The sequence below is a fragment of the Pseudomonas sp. B21-021 genome, from assembly GCF_024749205.1.
Taxonomy (GTDB): Bacteria; Pseudomonadota; Gammaproteobacteria; order Pseudomonadales; family Pseudomonadaceae; genus Aquipseudomonas; species Aquipseudomonas paraglycinae.
Genome location: NZ_CP087192.1, coordinates 1606409 through 1621822, shown reverse-complemented (window position 1 = coordinate 1621822; position 15414 = coordinate 1606409). Strand labels below are relative to the sequence as shown.

General features: G+C 60.6%; 16 protein-coding genes. 7 read left to right on the top strand and 9 right to left on the bottom strand.

All coding sequences use genetic code 11. The features are described from left to right. Position 1: 1 nt before the first annotated feature. Both LOY31_RS07265 and LOY31_RS07260 read left to right on the top strand, forming a co-directional pair. Positions 2-547: a hypothetical protein gene (locus LOY31_RS07265; RefSeq protein WP_039772608.1), complete on the top strand. Its 546-nt coding sequence runs from the start codon at positions 2-4 to the stop codon at positions 545-547. After that, on the top strand, positions 544-744 hold the full coding sequence (locus LOY31_RS07260; protein ID WP_085605617.1) for a hypothetical protein: 201 nt from the start codon (positions 544-546) through the stop codon (positions 742-744). The genes LOY31_RS07265 and LOY31_RS07260 overlap by 4 nt, the downstream gene beginning before the upstream one ends. Before the next feature lie 57 nt (positions 745-801). On the opposite strand, the gene LOY31_RS07255 is transcribed toward LOY31_RS07260, so the two are convergent. Together LOY31_RS07255 and cysK are read right to left on the bottom strand one after the other, a co-directional pair. Further along, positions 802-1740: an aspartyl/asparaginyl beta-hydroxylase domain-containing protein gene (locus LOY31_RS07255; protein ID WP_085605615.1), complete on the bottom strand. Its 939-nt coding sequence runs from the start codon at positions 1738-1740 to the stop codon at positions 802-804. 187 nt (positions 1741-1927) lie between these two features. Beyond that, entirely contained in the window at positions 1928-2902 is a 975-nt protein-coding gene (cysK, locus tag LOY31_RS07250; protein ID WP_007956517.1) for a cysteine synthase A, read from the bottom strand. Between the two features lie 128 nt (positions 2903-3030). Between cysK and LOY31_RS07245 the strand changes: the two genes are divergently transcribed. The 3 genes from LOY31_RS07245 to LOY31_RS07235 all read left to right on the top strand — a co-directional run bounded on the left by LOY31_RS07245 (position 3031) and on the right by LOY31_RS07235 (position 6320). After that, positions 3031-4107: a DUF748 domain-containing protein gene (locus tag LOY31_RS07245; protein ID WP_258713050.1), complete on the top strand. Its 1077-nt coding sequence runs from the start codon at positions 3031-3033 to the stop codon at positions 4105-4107. A gap of 176 nt (positions 4108-4283) precedes the next feature. Then, a complete protein-coding gene (locus tag LOY31_RS07240; RefSeq protein ID WP_007911294.1) occupies positions 4284-5129 on the top strand; it encodes a MoxR family ATPase in 846 nt (281 codons plus the stop codon). Positions 5130-5141: 12 nt separating this feature from the next. Next, a complete protein-coding gene (locus LOY31_RS07235; RefSeq protein WP_016771218.1) occupies positions 5142-6320 on the top strand; it encodes a VWA domain-containing protein in 1179 nt (392 codons plus the stop codon). A gap of 37 nt (positions 6321-6357) precedes the next feature. On the opposite strand, the gene LOY31_RS07230 is transcribed toward LOY31_RS07235, so the two are convergent. The 4 genes from LOY31_RS07230 to LOY31_RS07215 are packed head-to-tail and all read right to left on the bottom strand — an operon-like array spanning position 6358 to position 10069. Beyond that, on the bottom strand, positions 6358-7272 hold the full coding sequence (locus LOY31_RS07230; RefSeq protein ID WP_258713049.1) for a biotin-dependent carboxyltransferase family protein: 915 nt from the start codon (positions 7270-7272) through the stop codon (positions 6358-6360). Further along, on the bottom strand, positions 7269-7973 hold the full coding sequence (pxpB, locus tag LOY31_RS07225; RefSeq protein ID WP_258713048.1) for a 5-oxoprolinase subunit PxpB: 705 nt from the start codon (positions 7971-7973) through the stop codon (positions 7269-7271). Before pxpB ends, LOY31_RS07230 begins: the two co-directional genes overlap by 4 nt. Then, complete coding sequence (locus tag LOY31_RS07220) at positions 7970-8722, bottom strand: 5-oxoprolinase subunit PxpA (protein WP_085605606.1); 753 nt, start codon at positions 8720-8722, stop codon at positions 7970-7972. The genes pxpB and LOY31_RS07220 overlap by 4 nt, the downstream gene beginning before the upstream one ends. Before the next feature lie 60 nt (positions 8723-8782). Beyond that, positions 8783-10069: an MFS transporter gene (locus tag LOY31_RS07215; protein ID WP_127797217.1), complete on the bottom strand. Its 1287-nt coding sequence runs from the start codon at positions 10067-10069 to the stop codon at positions 8783-8785. A 146-nt stretch (positions 10070-10215) separates the two neighbouring features. On the opposite strand from LOY31_RS07215, the gene LOY31_RS07210 reads away from it, so the two are divergent. Continuing rightward, on the top strand, positions 10216-11130 hold the full coding sequence (locus LOY31_RS07210) for a LysR family transcriptional regulator (protein WP_221533392.1): 915 nt from the start codon (positions 10216-10218) through the stop codon (positions 11128-11130). Between the two features lie 81 nt (positions 11131-11211). Here the strand turns inward: LOY31_RS07210 and LOY31_RS07205 are convergent, their stop codons facing one another. From LOY31_RS07205 to LOY31_RS07195, 3 genes are read right to left on the bottom strand one after another with little or no spacing between them, the layout of a single operon-like run. Then, on the bottom strand, positions 11212-11754 hold the full coding sequence (locus tag LOY31_RS07205) for a DUF2937 family protein (protein WP_007956487.1): 543 nt from the start codon (positions 11752-11754) through the stop codon (positions 11212-11214). Between the two features lie 13 nt (positions 11755-11767). Further along, complete coding sequence (locus tag LOY31_RS07200) at positions 11768-12544, bottom strand: class II glutamine amidotransferase (protein ID WP_011332933.1); 777 nt, start codon at positions 12542-12544, stop codon at positions 11768-11770. 16 nt (positions 12545-12560) lie between these two features. After that, positions 12561-13061, bottom strand: a complete 501-nt coding sequence (locus LOY31_RS07195; protein WP_039772625.1) for a hypothetical protein — start codon at positions 13059-13061, stop codon at positions 12561-12563. Positions 13062-13276: 215 nt separating this feature from the next. On the opposite strand from LOY31_RS07195, the gene LOY31_RS07190 reads away from it, so the two are divergent. After that, positions 13277-15331, top strand: a complete 2055-nt coding sequence (locus LOY31_RS07190; protein WP_258713047.1) for a S9 family peptidase — start codon at positions 13277-13279, stop codon at positions 15329-15331. The last annotated feature ends 83 nt before the right edge of the window (positions 15332-15414 follow it).

Sequence of the window (15414 nt, the reverse complement as noted above, 5' to 3'; positions counted from 1 at the left end):
CATGCCAAGGGAACGGAATCATCTGCGGTATCAGTTGTACAAATCGCAAGCCAGGAAGCTTGCCCGCCTTGCCACGACTCAACTCCAGATTGACCTGGAGATGGCTGGCCCCACAACGCTTGACCTTTCGAAAGTACGTTTCGAACCCATCGACTCGTTGGCACTGAGTGCTTTTGAGTGTTGGGAGAGCCCGCATTTTTCATGGGAAGAAGTCATTGGATGGAAAGCGCGCGAACCTCTCGCACTCGATATCGCAATCTGGTTTGAATCTGAACTGTGCGGACTTTGCTTTGCCAACCCGAATAAAAGTCGACAACGCATCCGAATCGTACGACTGGAGGGGCGGCCAAGAGAAACACATCCATTGAAGAACCGTGTTGCACCGCTATCCGTTCTGGCAATTGAGCAATACGCCCGCATCATTGGCAGTAGCTTGATCGAGGCTCAAGAACCATTCCAGGGAGCAATACCAATTTACGAACAACTCGGCTTCGGTTTGGATAACGAGGGTCGCCTTGTCAAAACAGTAGGGAGCCTAGTATTGTGAAAAACGCTCAAATATTGATCAACCAAGGTGGGAATATGCGCAAAGAAATAAAAAAATCCCCCAGAAAGAAAAAAGCGCATGCAATAAGGGGTGAATCTGATCCAACGGTTCTGACAGCCAGTCAACGACGGCTCTTACAGATCATTGCAACCGGCACCGCTATCGATGAACCAAGCTTACTGGCTGGCCGTCCCTGATTCTGAAAACAAAAAACCGCTCAAACGAGCGGTTTTTTTTTACTTCGAAATCCAGCCTCAACCAAACAGCCAATACCCCAGCAACGTCAGCACCACCACCGCCAGCACCGGCCGCATTACGCGATAGGCCTTTGGATTGCGGCGTTTCCACTGCTTGACCCCACCGCTGAACTTGTCGCTGAAGTTCTTGCTCCACGCGTAAGCCTGGTTGATCCCGCCGACGCGCTCGTCGTCGAGGTTCTGCGGTGCCGTGGCACGGCCCAGCCAGGCGCTGATGAAGCGGTTGATGCGAGTCATCAGGCGATTGCTCAGCGGACGCTCGATGTCGCAGAACAAGATGACGCGGGTCTTGTCGGTTTCGTTCTTGACCCAGTGCACGTAGGTTTCGTCGAACATCACGTCTTCACCGTCGCGCCAGGCGTAGACCTGACCGTCGACGAAGATTCGGCAATCGTCGGAGTTCGGCGTCGACAGACCGAGGTGATAACGCAGGGAACCGGCGAACGGATCGCGGTGCGGGTTCAAATGGCTGCCGCCCGGCAACAACGCGAACATCGCGCCTTTGACGTTGGGGATGGCACTGACCAGCGCCACGGTTTTCGGGCACAGGGTTTCTGCCGAAGGCAGCGGTTTGTCGTACCACTTGAGGTAGAAACGCTTCCAGCCTTTCTTGAAGAACGAGCCGAAACCGGCGTCGTTGTTCTTCTCGGCGGCGCGAATATAACCCTCGTCGAACAGGTGCATCGCCTCGTCGCGAATGGTTTCCCAGTTATCGCGCAGCACATCCAGTTCCGGAAACTTGCTGCGATCCAGATACGGCTTGGACGGCACGCCAGAGAACAGGTACATCAAGGCGTTATACGGAGCGAACAGCGCCGAATGGTTGACGAACTGACGCAGCACCGGCAAACGCGCCTTGCCGCGCAAATGCACATAGAGCGTGCTGCCCAGAAACAGCAACAACACCAACGCCTTGGCGGCAAACGGAAAGGTCATCAACAACTCCTTGAAAAAAGACAACACTGCGCAATGTCATTTACCCGACATGGCGGCCGGCCATGATAAACACTACCGGCTCCGGGAAAAACCCGCCCGGTTCAGGATTCAGTGTTAAAGATTGCGCAACAAAGCACTTCTTAACATAACGATCCTGAACCTTGGCTGACCTGAATCAACACGCCACTTACTGCTGGTTCTCCTGATCGGTGAACAGATCGCTGAAGAGCATGCTCGACAGGTAACGCTCACCGGAATCCGGCAACACCACGACGATGGTCTTGCCCTGCATTTCCGGAGTTTCCGCCAGGCGCACCGCTACCGACATGGCCGCACCACAGGAAATCCCGCACAGGATCCCCTCTTCCTGCATCAGGCGCAGGGCCATGGCCTTGGACTCGTCATCCGTCACCAGCTCGACCCGGTCAACCATCGACAGATCAAGGTTCTTCGGCACAAAACCGGCGCCGATGCCCTGAATCTTGTGCGGACTCGGCTTGATCTCTTCGCCCGCCAGCGCCTGGGTAATCACCGGCGAGGACACCGGTTCCACTGCCACCGACAGAATCGGTTTGCCCGCCGTATTCTTGATATACCGCGACACGCCGGTAATGGTTCCGCCGGTGCCGACGCCTGCGACCAGCACATCAATGGCGCCATCGGTGTCGTTCCAGATTTCCGGGCCGGTGGTTTTTTCGTGGATGGCCGGGTTGGCCGGGTTATCGAACTGGGCCGGCATGAAATATTTGCCCGCATCGCTGGCGACGATCTCCGCGGCCTTTTCGATCGCGCCTTTCATGCCCTTGGCAGGCTCGGTCAGCACCAGCTCGGCACCCAGCGCCTTGAGCACCTTGCGCCGCTCGATGCTCATCGAGGCCGGCATGGTCAGCAGCAGTTTGTAACCGCGAGCGGCAGCGACAAAGGCCAGGCCGATGCCGGTGTTGCCCGAGGTCGGCTCGACGATGGTCATGCCCGGCTTGAGTTTGCCGCTGCTTTCGGCGTCCCAGATCATGTTGGCGCCAATCCGGCACTTGACCGAGTAGCCCGGGTTGCGACCTTCGATCTTGGCCAGAATGGTCACGCCACGGGGCGCGATGCGGTTGATCTGCACCAGCGGCGTGTTGCCGATGGAGTGGGCGTTGTCAGCAAAAATACGGCTCATGGCTGGGTCCTTGTGCAGCGTTGAATTCAGCTCTCCAAGGTAAGCCTGTTGCCCTTCTCAGTCCAGTCGGGCCGAACGTCTGCGGCGGGCAGCAGTCAACCGCTTTACACCGTTCGGGATTTGCTGCCATGAAGCGTCGCTACCGCTGGCCGTTGTGGATTCTCGCCACTGTTGTGGTGTTGCTGGTCGCCCTGCACATCGCCCTGCCCTACCTCGTGCGTGACTATCTGAATGACAAACTGGCCAACATGGGCGACTACCGCGGCCAGATCACCGACGTCGACCTGGCGCTCTGGCGCGGGGCCTACAAGATCAACGGCCTGAAAATCGTCAAGGTCGACGGCAAGGTCCCGGTACCGTTCGTCGATGCGCCGCTGATCGACCTGTCCGTCAGCTGGCACTCGTTGTGGTACGACCATGCGGTGGTGGCGCAGGTGAAGTTCTTCAAACCGCAGGTGAACTTCGTCGATGGTGGGGCCAACAAGCAGAACTCCCAGACCGGTCAGGGCACCGACTGGCGCGCGCAGTTGGGCAAACTGCTGCCGATCACCCTCGACGAAGTTCAGATCAACGATGGCCGCATCAGCTTTCGCAACTTCAACTCAAAACCACCGGTGAACATGAATGCGACGAATGTCGACGCCAGCATCTTCAACCTGACCAACGTGGTCGACACCAAAGGCAAACGCGACGCCCGCTTCGAAGGCAAAGCCCTGCTGCTGGGCCATGCGCCGCTCGAAACCACAGCCACCTTCGACCCGCTGAGCAACTTCGAAGACTTCGAATTTCGCCTGCGGGCCCGGGATATCGAACTCAAACGCATGAACGACTTCGCCTCGGCCTACGGCAAATTCGACTTCAACGCCGGCCACGGCGACGTGGTCATCGAAGCCGCAGCGAACAAGGGCCAACTCAAGGGCTACATCAAACCGCTGCTGCGCGACGTCGACGTATTCAACTGGCAGCAGGATGTCGAGAACAAGAACAAGGGCATCTTCCGCTCGATCTGGGAAGCGCTGGTCGGCGGCACTGAAACCGTGCTGAAAAACCAGGGCAAGAACCAGTTCGCGACCAAGGTCGAACTCAGCGGCAACGTGCACCAGCAAGATATCAGCGCGTTCGAAGCGTTTTTGCAGATCTTGCGTAACGGATTCATCCAGGCCTTCAATGCCCGGTATGAACGGCCGAAGCCGGATGCGGGTTAGCGCACTTGCTCAACTCGCTCTCGGCCGAAACTGAGTCAACATGTGACGCCCCATTCAGAGACTGAATAAGCCGTCTGCGTTCACAGTCGACCGGGCCGCGCGTTATAGTCGGGCATCCGATTATTTCGCCCCCGCCCTGCCCGTTCAGGTCGGCGTTACCGTTCGAGGATTAGCAGATGAAGTTCGAAGGCACCCAGGCCTACGTCGCCACCGATGACCTGAAGCTGGCGGTCAACGCCGCCATCACCCTGGAGCGGCCGCTGCTGGTCAAGGGCGAACCGGGCACCGGCAAGACCATGCTCGCCGAGCAACTGGCCGAATCGTTCGGCGCCAAGCTGATCACCTGGCACATCAAGTCCACCACCAAGGCCCATCAGGGCCTGTACGAGTACGATGCGGTCAGCCGTCTGCGCGACTCGCAACTGGGCAATGAAAAAGTCCACGACGTGCGCAACTACCTGAAGAAGGGCAAGCTCTGGGAAGCGTTCGAGTCTGAAGAACGCGTCATTCTGCTGATCGACGAAATCGACAAGGCCGACATCGAGTTCCCCAACGACCTGCTGCAAGAACTCGACAAGATGGAGTTCTACGTTTACGAGATCGACGAGACCATCAAGGCCAAGAAGCGTCCGATCATCATCATTACCTCCAACAACGAGAAAGAGCTGCCGGACGCTTTCCTGCGCCGCTGCTTCTTCCACTACATCGCCTTCCCCGACCGCACCACCCTGCAGAAAATCGTCGACGTTCACTACCCGGACATCAAAAAGGATCTGGTCAGCGAAGCGCTGGACGTGTTCTTCGACGTGCGAAAGGTGCCGGGCCTGAAGAAGAAGCCTTCGACCTCCGAGCTGGTGGACTGGCTGAAATTGCTGATGGCCGACAACATCGGCGAAGCGGTGCTGCGCGAACGCGATCCGACCAAAGCCATCCCGCCGCTGGCCGGTGCGCTGGTGAAGAACGAACAGGACGTGCAACTGCTTGAGCGCCTGGCGTTCATGAGCCGTCGTGGCACCCGCTAAGAGGCTGACGCCATGTTGCTCAACCTGTTCAATGAAATGCGTGCAGCCAAGGTGCCGGTATCGGTGCGCGAGCTGCTCGACCTGATCAACGCGCTGAAACAGCGCGTGACCTTCGCCGACATGGACGAGTTCTACTACTTGTCGCGCGCGATTCTGGTGAAGGACGAACGGCATTTCGACAAGTTCGACCGTGCGTTCGGCGCCTACTTCAATGGCCTGGAAAAGCTCGACGATCACTTGCAGGCGCTGATTCCCGAAGACTGGCTGCGCAAGGAGTTCGAACGCTCGCTGAGCGACGAGGAACGCGCGCAGATCCAGTCCCTCGGCGGCCTGGACAAGCTGATCGAAGAGTTCAAGAAACGCCTGGAAGAACAGAAGGAACGCCACGCCGGCGGCAACAAATGGATCGGTACCGGCGGCACCAGCCCGTTCGGTTCCGGCGGTTTCAACCCGGAAGGCATCCGGGTCGGCGATGCCGGCAAGCGCCAGGGTAAAGCGGTGAAAGTCTGGGATCAGCGCGAGTACAAGAACCTCGACGACTCCGTGGAGCTGGGCACCCGCAACATCAAGGTCGCCCTGCGCCGCCTGCGCAAATTCGCTCGTCAGGGCGCGGCGGAAGAACTGGATATCGATGGCACCATCGACCACACCGCCAAGGACGCCGGCCTGCTGAACATCCAGATGCGCCCGGAACGGCGCAACACGGTGAAGCTGTTGCTGCTGTTCGACATCGGCGGCTCGATGGACGCCCACGTGAAGATCTGCGAGGAACTGTTCTCGGCCTGCAAGACCGAGTTCAAGCATCTGGAGTACTTCTACTTCCACAACTTCATTTATGAATCCGTGTGGAAGAACAACATGCGCCGCACCTCCGAGCGCACGTCGACCCAGGACCTGCTGCACAAGTACGGCGCCGACTACAAAGTGATCTTCATCGGTGACGCGGCGATGGCGCCCTATGAAATCACCCAGGCTGGCGGCAGCGTCGAGCACTGGAATGAAGAGCCGGGTTACGTGTGGATGCAGCGCTTCATGGAGAAGTACAAGAAGCTCATCTGGATCAATCCGTACCCGAAAGATACGTGGGGCTACACCTCGTCGACCAACATCGTGCGGGACTTGATCGAGGATCAGATGTATCCGTTGACCCTGCGCGGGCTGGAAGAAGGGATGCGGTTTCTGTCCAAGTAATCCGCAATGGCTCCCCCGCCAGCGGCGGGGGAAACAATCAAAAGCGCTTCAGATATTCGACATGCTCCCGGTATGCAACTTCTTGCACCACCGGGCGCAATCTGACCTTCGCTCCCGGCAGACACTGTGCCAACCGGGCCAGCGCCAACGGCGTCAACGCTCCCAATCGCGGATAACCGCCAATCGTCTGCCGATCATTGAGCAACACGATTGGCTGTCCGTCCGGTGGCACCTGCACCGCGCCCAGCGGAATGCCTTCGGAGATCATCGGTTTGCCCTGATACTGCAACGCCGTGCCCAGCAGGCGAATACCCATGCGATCGGCACGACTGTCCAGCGTCCAGGCACTGTTGAATGCATCGAACAGGCTCTGCCCGCTGAACTGACCGATCTGCGCGCCCAACACCAGATCGAGCGGCGCGTCGAGGCGCAGGTCCGGTCGATGCTCCGCCGGGACCTCACGCACCAATAAGGTTTCGCCCTGATAACTCAGCGAAGCGCCCTTGGCCAATGGCAAGCCAAAACCATCGAGGCCACCGAGCTCCTCGCGTACCACCGTGGCACTGCTGCCCAGCACTTTCGGCGCACTGAAACCGCCGGGCGCTGCCAGATAGGCCCGAGCCCCGAGCAACGGCTGGGTGAACTTCAAGGTCTGTCCTTTGCGCAGTTTGAAACTGCGCCACGGTGCCAGCACTTCACCGTCGAGCTGCGCGCCAAGATCGGCGCCAGCCAATGCCAGCAAGCAATCTTCTTCAGCCACCACTGTGAACCCGCCGAGGGTGATTTCGATCACCGGCAAGTCCAGGCCATTGCCCAGCAGCCAGTTGGCCCAGGCCATCGACCGCCAGTCCGCCGCGCCGCCCTGGGTCACGCCCAGATGGCGCACCCCAAACCGCCCGGCATCCTGCAACAGGCACAGCGGCGTGCTTGCTTCAATCGTCAGTCGGCTCATGCCAGGGCCTCCAGAGGCGTGTCGTCACCGCCGAGACGGATGAATTCGGCATGGCTCACCGCTTCGAAACGCACGGTATCGCCGGGCTGCATGAGGCTGTAGCCATCGCGTTCACGGTCGAAAAGTTTTGCCGGCGTGCGGCCGATCAGGTTCCAGCCACCGGGAGACACCACCGGATACGCCGCTGTCTGCCGCTCGGCGATGCCGACGCTGCCGGCGGCGACTTTCTTGCGTGGCGTATTCAGACGCGGTGCTGCCAGGACTTCTTCCACCAAGCCCATGAAGGCAAACCCCGGTGCGAATCCGAGCGCGAACACCTGATATTCACGGGCGCTGTGACGGCGGATCACTTCTTCCACCGACAAACCGCTGCGTTGCGACAGCAGGCTCAATTCCGGTCCGACGCTAAGGTCGTACCACACCGGTAGCACATGACACTGGCCGCCGGTGCGCGCATTCGGCGACAGGTCGATCAAGGCTTCGGCGATCAATTCCCGAGCCTGATTCGGGTTCAACGCGGTCAGGTCGTAATGCACCATCAACGTGGTGTACGACGGCACCAGATCGATCAGATGTGCGCCGAACACCGCGCGCAGCCGCTCGCTGGCGGCGAGCATCCACGGCATGTTGGCTTCGGCGATTTCATCGAACAGGCGCAGCATCAGGCAATCCAGCGCCACCACTTCCACCCGCGGATTCATGGCGCGCTCTGCTCGTTCAGGGCCTGACGAATGCGCTGCACGGCCGCCACTGAACTGGCGTTGTCACCGTGCACGCACAGCGTATTGGCTTGCAGATGCAGCGCGCTGCCGTCGCTGGCGGTGAGGTTGTCGCCACGGGCGATGGTCAGCGCTTGCCCGATGATGGTTTCGGAATCGTGGTGCACCGCGCCGGGGAGTTGTCGCGAAACCAGTCGGCCGGCGCTGTCGTAGGCGCGATCGGCGAAGGCTTCGAACCACAGGGTCACGCCGTATTCGTCACCGAGTTGCTGGGCTGCCGTGTTATCGCGGGTGGCCATCAGCATCAGCGGCAAACTGCGGTCGTAAGCCGCGACAGCCTGAATCACCGCCCGCAACTGCGCCGGGTTGGCCATCATGTCGTTGTACATCGCGCCGTGGGGTTTGACGTAACTGACTTTGCCACCCTGGGCACGGCAAATGCCGTCGAGGGCGCCGATCTGGTAATGCAGGATGTCTTGCAGTTCCTGGGCGGTGTAAGCCATGGAGCGACGGCCGAACCCGACCAGATCCTGATAGGCCGGATGCGCGCCGATCTGCACGCCGTGGCTCAGGGCCAGGCTGACGGTCTTGCGCATGATGCCCGGGTCGCCGGCGTGAAAACCGCAGGCAATGTTGGCGCAATCGATGAAGGGCATGACTTCCGCGTCCAGACCCATGGTCCAGCTGCCGAAGCTCTCGCCGATGTCACAGTTCAATAGCAGGCGGCTCACGGTGAACACTCCTGTAGCTTTTGTCTTTTTTTATCGTAGGGCGTTGTCGCAGGTTATCAGTTACTGCGCGTCCAGTTGCTTGCCACGGGTTTCCGGCAGGCTCAACGCCGCGAGGATCACTACGCCGTAGGACACCGCCGCAAAGGCACCGATGCCTACGCTCAGTGGCACTTTCTGGCTGAGCAGCCCGATCAGCAGCGGGAACAATGCCGCCAGCGCCCGGCCGATGTTGTAGCAGAAGCCCTGCCCCGAGCCGCGAATCCGGGTTGGAAACAGCTCGGTGAGAAACGCGCCCATGCCACTGAAAATCCCCGAAGCGAAAAAGCCCAGCGGGAAGCCCAGCCACAGCATCACGCCGTTGCTGACCGGCAATTGGGTGTAGAGCAGAACGATGGTGAACGAGCCGACTGCGAACAGGATGAAGTTCTTCTTGCGGCCCAACAGGTCGGTCAAATAGGCGCTGATCACATAACCGACGTAGGAACCGACAATCACCATCGCCAGATAACCGCCGGTGCCGAGTACGCTCAAGCCGCGTTCGTTCTTCAGAAAAGTCGGCAGCCAGGAGGTGATCGCGTAGTAACCGCCGAGGGCGCCGGTGGTCAGCAGCGAGGCGCGAATCGTGGTGAAGAGCATGCCGGGGGCGAAGATCTCGTAGAACTTCGACTGACTGTCCGGAGTTTGCTTGGCTTTGGCTTCGCGGTAGATCTCCGGATCTTTCACCAGACGGCGGACGAAAATCACGAATACCGCCGGCACGATGCCAAGGATGAACAGTGCGCGCCAGGCGTCTTCCGGTGGCAATACCGAGAACAGCAGCGCATAGAGAATCGCCGTCAGGCCCCAACCCAAGGCCCAGCCGGATTGCACCATGCCCACCGCTTTACCGCGGTCCTTGGCCCGGATCACTTCACCGATCAGCACGGCGCCGGCGGTCCATTCACCGCCGAAACCGAAGCCCATCAGGGTTCGGGCGATCAGCAGTTGTTCGTAGTTTTGGGCGAAGCCGCAAAGGAAAGTGAAGAAGGCGAACCACAGCACCGTCAATTGCAGGGTGCGCACGCGACCGATGCGGTCGGAGAGAATCCCCGCCACCCAACCGCCGATGGCCGAGGCGATCAAGGTGCTGGTGTGAATCAGGCCGGCTTCGCCGGTGGTGATGCCCCACATCGCGATCAGGGTCGGCACCACGAAGCTGAGCATCTGGGTGTCCATGCCGTCCAGACCGTAGCCGATCTTGCAGCTCCAGAAGGTCCGGCGTTCTTGCTGATTGATGTTGCGATACCAGTCGAACGGGCCGGGACGGGCCGCAGTCTTGGGGAGGTCGAGGGTGTCGGGCGCACTCATGGCATGTCTCCGCAGGCTTTTATTGGTCTTGTTCGAAGCTCCGACGACGCCTATCGTGGGAACCGGATGCGTCGATTCTTGGGTGCGTCACCCGGTCGCGTCCAACGAATAAAAACCCGCCCAAGACATAAGAAAAATTTGTTGCCATGAACCTGAAGTTTCTCGAAACCTTCGTCTGGGTCGCCCGGCTGAAAAGTTTTCGCCTGACCGCCGACAAGCTGTTCACCACCCAGGCCTCGATCTCCAGCCGGATCGCGGTGCTCGAAGGCGAGCTCGGGGTGAAGCTGTTTCTGCGTGATTCACGCGGCGTCAGCCTGACGCCCGAAGGTTTGAAAGTGCTGGACTATGCCGAGCAGATGCTCGACACGATGCAGGCGCTGAAGCAGTCGATCGAGACCCGTTCGAGCAAGGTCGGCCGGGTACGGATCGGGGTGATGGACACGGTGATCCACACCTGGCTCAGCCCGTTGGTGGCACAGATGACCGATCTGTACCCACGGGTAGAAATCGAGCTGGTGGCGGATACCTCGCTGAACCTCTGCGATCAGCTGCAAAAAGGCTTTCTCGATCTGATCCTGCAAACCGATCTGGTGCGCCAGGAAAGCGTGCGCAGCCTGGAGCTGGCCAGCCACCCCATCGGCTGGATCGTCGCCAGCAATTCGATCTACAACCGCGACTACCAAAGCCTCGCCGACCTGGCGCAGGAACGGATCATCACCTACTCGAAAAACTCCCGGCCGCACCAGGACATACTGGCGCTGATGCAGGCCCAGGGCGTGCTGGCGCCACGGTTGAACTGTGTGAATTCGGTGTCGGCGATCACCCGGCTGTTGCGCGACGGGTTCGGCATTGGCGCGTTGCCGCCAGTGTTGGTGGCCGAGGAGCTGGCGCGGGGCGAACTGACCCTGCTCGACATCGAACAGCGCCCGCCGAATCTGCAGGTGGTGGTGTCGTGGCGGGTCGGTGTGGAATGGGTCGAGGAGATCGTGACGCTGTGTCAGCAGGTGCTGGAGGGGTATGCGCGCAAGGTGGGCGAGAACTACGTCGTGCTCGCCCCTTGATCGTTCCCACGCTCTGCGTGGGAATGCAGCCCGGGACGCTCCGCGTCCCTCGCAAGCCCAGCGCGGAGTATCCGTTGAGGCTCAGAGCCCGCGCACATCCCGGTCTTCGATCGGCCGGCTCTGGCGCAGGCGCTTGCCGCCCAGCACCACCCAGTCGATCAGACGGAACAGGCATTCAAGACCGAACGACAACAGCAGCGCGCCGCTCATCCCCCAGATCATCGCTTCCGGCGTCAGCAGGATCTGGTAGCTGTAGCCATTCCAGGTTTCCTTGCGGATGTCCGGGTCGGCGGCCAGCACCACTTGCAGGAAGCGGATGTACCAAGGGCCCTGCATCGCCTGGAATTGCTTGTCCAGCGCCAGCTGACGGTTGAGCAAGGTGCTCAGGCTGTCGGCATCGCTGCGAAACACCGGGTCTTCGCTGGCACGGTAATGGGCGACCAGTGCCTGGATGTCACCCTTGAAAAACTGCTCGGCGGTGCCCTGGAAGCCGCGCAGACCGGTCTGCGCCTCAATCAGGTGCGCTTCGACCCGCTTGGCGTAATCGTTGATGAAGCCCGGCACCTGGACACCGATCAACAGGCCCGCCGCAAACAACACCAGCCGTAGATAACTGAGCAACATGGGGGTGCAATCCTTATTCGGTCGTGCCCTGGCTTACGCATTCGCCGCGTCGCCACAGGCTCCATTGGCCCGGTTCGTAGCGGGTCCAGGTTTCGTTTTCAGTCAAAGGTTCGGTGGCAATCACCGTCACCACGTCGTTGGGCGTGGTTTCGGCCTGGAAGTCGACAATCACATCGACGTCCTTGAGCCGTGCCGGACCAAACGGTGCGCGTCGGGTGATCTGCGCCAGTTTGGTCGAGCAATAGCAGAACAGCCAGTCGCCGTCGCTGAGCAGGCAGTTGAACACGCCTTTGCTGCGATATTCGGCGCAGGCCGCGACCAGATCCGGCAGCAGCACTTCTATATCGACCGGTTCCGGAAACGCTGCACGTACGCGGTTGAGCAAATCGCAGAACGCCGCTTCGCTGTCGGTATCGCCGACCGGGCGGTAGAAACTCTTGATCGGCGAGAAGTCGGCGAGCTGGCCATTGTGCGCGAAGCACCAGTTGCGCCCCCACAGTTCGCGGACGAACGGGTGGGTGTTGGACAGGCAGACCTTGCCGACGTTGGCCTGACGGATATGACCGATGACCACTTCACTTTTGATCGGATAGCGCTGCACCAGATTGGCCACTTCCGACTCGCTGCTGGCCGCCGGGTCCTGGAACAGGCGCAGCCCACGACCTTCGTAGAAGGCAATGCCCCAGCCGTCGCGGTGCGGGCCGGTGCGACCACCGCGCTGCATCAGCCCGGTGAAGCTGAACACGATGTCGGTCGGCACGTTGGCACTCATGCCCAGTAATTCACACATGTGCGGACTCTCGTGATTACAGACGCGGCTCGACCCGCATGCGCTGCGGATTGCTCGGCACCGGCGGGCGACCGTAGCGGTCATCGCCCGCGCCGCCGAATGGTTGATCGGCGTCCCGCTCGTCATCGGCCCGGGCCGCTGCGCGGGCGGCTTCAGCCTGCTCTCGGCGGGCCTTGGAGGCGCGCTCGATCGGCAGGCGGATCAGCACGAAAATCAAGTACAGGCCGAACGCGATCATGGCGTACATGAGCAATTCGGAAATCGCGCGCCAGGCGTTGTTGCCGACCTTGAACGCCAGATCCAGCGCGGTAATGGCGATGGCCGGGGCGAATTTTTCCTTCACCGGGTCAATGATGGTCGGGCTGAACAGCAACACCGCCATCAATACACGCAGCGGCTCGCGCAGCCAGCGCCACATCCAGCGGGTCATGCGCATCCACACCAGCAGGCAGCCCACGGCGGCAAAGGCGTAAAGGCCCCAGGCGATCAGATAGTCGTTCTCGGTCATGGTGTCCATGGCAAGGCAGGCAAAGAGGCGCTTATAGTAACGACTTTTCGCACGTCAGGCTTGTCCCAATGCCAGTCGGTCAGCCCCGGACATTGTGGGAGCGAGCTTGCTCGCGAAGAGGCCGTCAGATTCAACACTATTATTGATTGAGCCTGCGCTTTCGCGAGCAAGCTCGCTCCCACAGGTTGCGAAACCCTATTCCGTTACATTTTCGAGAGCTTTCCATGCCCGTATCCGCCAACGTCATCAGCGCCCCGATTGCCCACAAGGCCGCCGGTCACGACCCGTACGCCTGGCTGCAGGAACGCGACACCGACGCGGTGCTCGACTACCTCAAGGCTGAAAACGACTATCAGCAGGCGCAGACCGCCGATCAGGCAGAGCTGCGCGAAACCCTGTTCGAAGAGATCAAGGGCCGGATCCTCGAAACCGATCTGTCCCTCCCCTCGCCATGGGGCCCGTACCTGTATTACACCCGCACCACAGCGGGTGACGAATACGCCCGTCACTACCGCTGCCCGCGCCCGGCCGACGACAGCCTGACCCTCGATGAAAGCCGCGAACAATTGCTGCTTGATCCGAACGCACTGGCCAACGGCGGCTTTTTCTCCCTCGGTGCCTTCAGTATTAGCCCCGATCACCAGCGTCTGGCCTACAGCGTCGATGCCTCGGGCGACGAGATTTACACGCTGTTCGTGAAGGAATTATCCAGCGAACGCGTCAGCGAACTGGAATTCCAGGACTGCGACGGCAGCATGACCTGGGCCAATGACAGCCTCACGCTGTTCTTCGGCGTGCTCGACGACACCCATCGTCCGCACAAACTGTTCCGCTATCGTCTGGACGGCACCGCCGCCGAAGAGGTCTTCCACGAGCCGGACGGGCGTTTCTTCCTGCATTGCTACCGCGCCAGCTCCGAGCAGCAATTGCTGTTGTCCCTGGGCAGCAAGACCACCAGTGAAGTCTGGGCGCTGGACGCCAATCAGCCGCAGCAGCCGTTCACTTGCCTGGCGCCACGGGTCGAGGATCACGAATACGACGTCGATCACGGCAAGCTCGATGGCGAATGGACCTGGTTCATCCGCACCAACCGCGACGGCATCAACTTCGCCCTGTACCAGGCGCCGGACACCGGCATCGCACCCAGCGAAGCCGACTGGCAGAACCTGATTCCGCACAGCGATTCGGTGATGCTCGATGGCGTGACCCTCAACGCCGAAGCCCTGACCCTGAGCCTGCGCGAAGGCGGGCTGCCGATCATCGAAGTTCGCCCACACGGTCTGGCGCCTTATCGCGTGCAATTACCGGACGCGGCCTACAGCCTCTATGTGCAAAACAGCCTTGAATTCGAAAGCGACCGCATTCGCCTGCGCTATGAAGCGCTGAATCGTCCGGCTCAGGTTCGGCAACTGATCCTCGCCACCGGCGAACAGACCGTCCTCAAGGAAACCCCGGTGCTCGGCCCGTTCGACGCCGACGCCTACGTCAGCCAGCGCCTGTGGGCGACTGCGCCGGACGGCACCCAGGTGCCGATCAGTCTGGTGATGAAACGGGAAATGGTCGGCAAAGCGGTGCCGCTGTACCTGTACGGTTACGGCGCCTACGGTTCGAGCCTCGACCCGTGGTTCTCCCACGCCCGCCTGAGCCTGCTGGATCGCGGCATGGCGTTCGCCATCGCCCACGTGCGGGGCGGCGGCGAGCTGGGCGAAGCCTGGTATCGCGCCGGCAAGCAGGAACACAAGCACAACACCTTCAGCGACTTCATTGCCTGCGCCGAATTCCTGATCCTCAACGGCATTACCACCGCGCCACAACTGGCGATCAGCGGTGGCAGCGCCGGTGGACTGCTGATTGGCGCAGTGCTCAACCAGCGTCCGGATCTGTTCGGCGTGGCGATTGCCGAAGTGCCGTTCGTCGATGTGCTCAACACCATGCTCGACCCGGATCTGCCGCTGACCGTCACTGAGTACGACGAGTGGGGCAATCCGGAAGAGCCGGAGGTTTACGAGCGGATCAAGGCCTACGCGCCGTACGAAAACGTCACCGCGCAGGCCTATCCCGCAACACTGGTGATCGCCGGCTACAACGACAGCCGCGTGCAGTATTGGGAAGCGGCCAAGTGGGTGGCGAAGTTGCGCGCGACCAAGACCGATGACAATCCATTGCTGCTCAAGACCGAACTGGGCGCCGGCCACGGCGGCATGAGCGGGCGTTATCAGGGATTACGTGACGTAGCGCTCGAATATGCATTTGTTTTCAAGGTTCTGGGCGTTGCCTGAGGAACTCCGCCGGTCAGTCAGGTCTTAATTCCGGGCACCGGGAGCCGATAAGCAGATCGGCCCCCGGTGGCGAGCCTGCCACC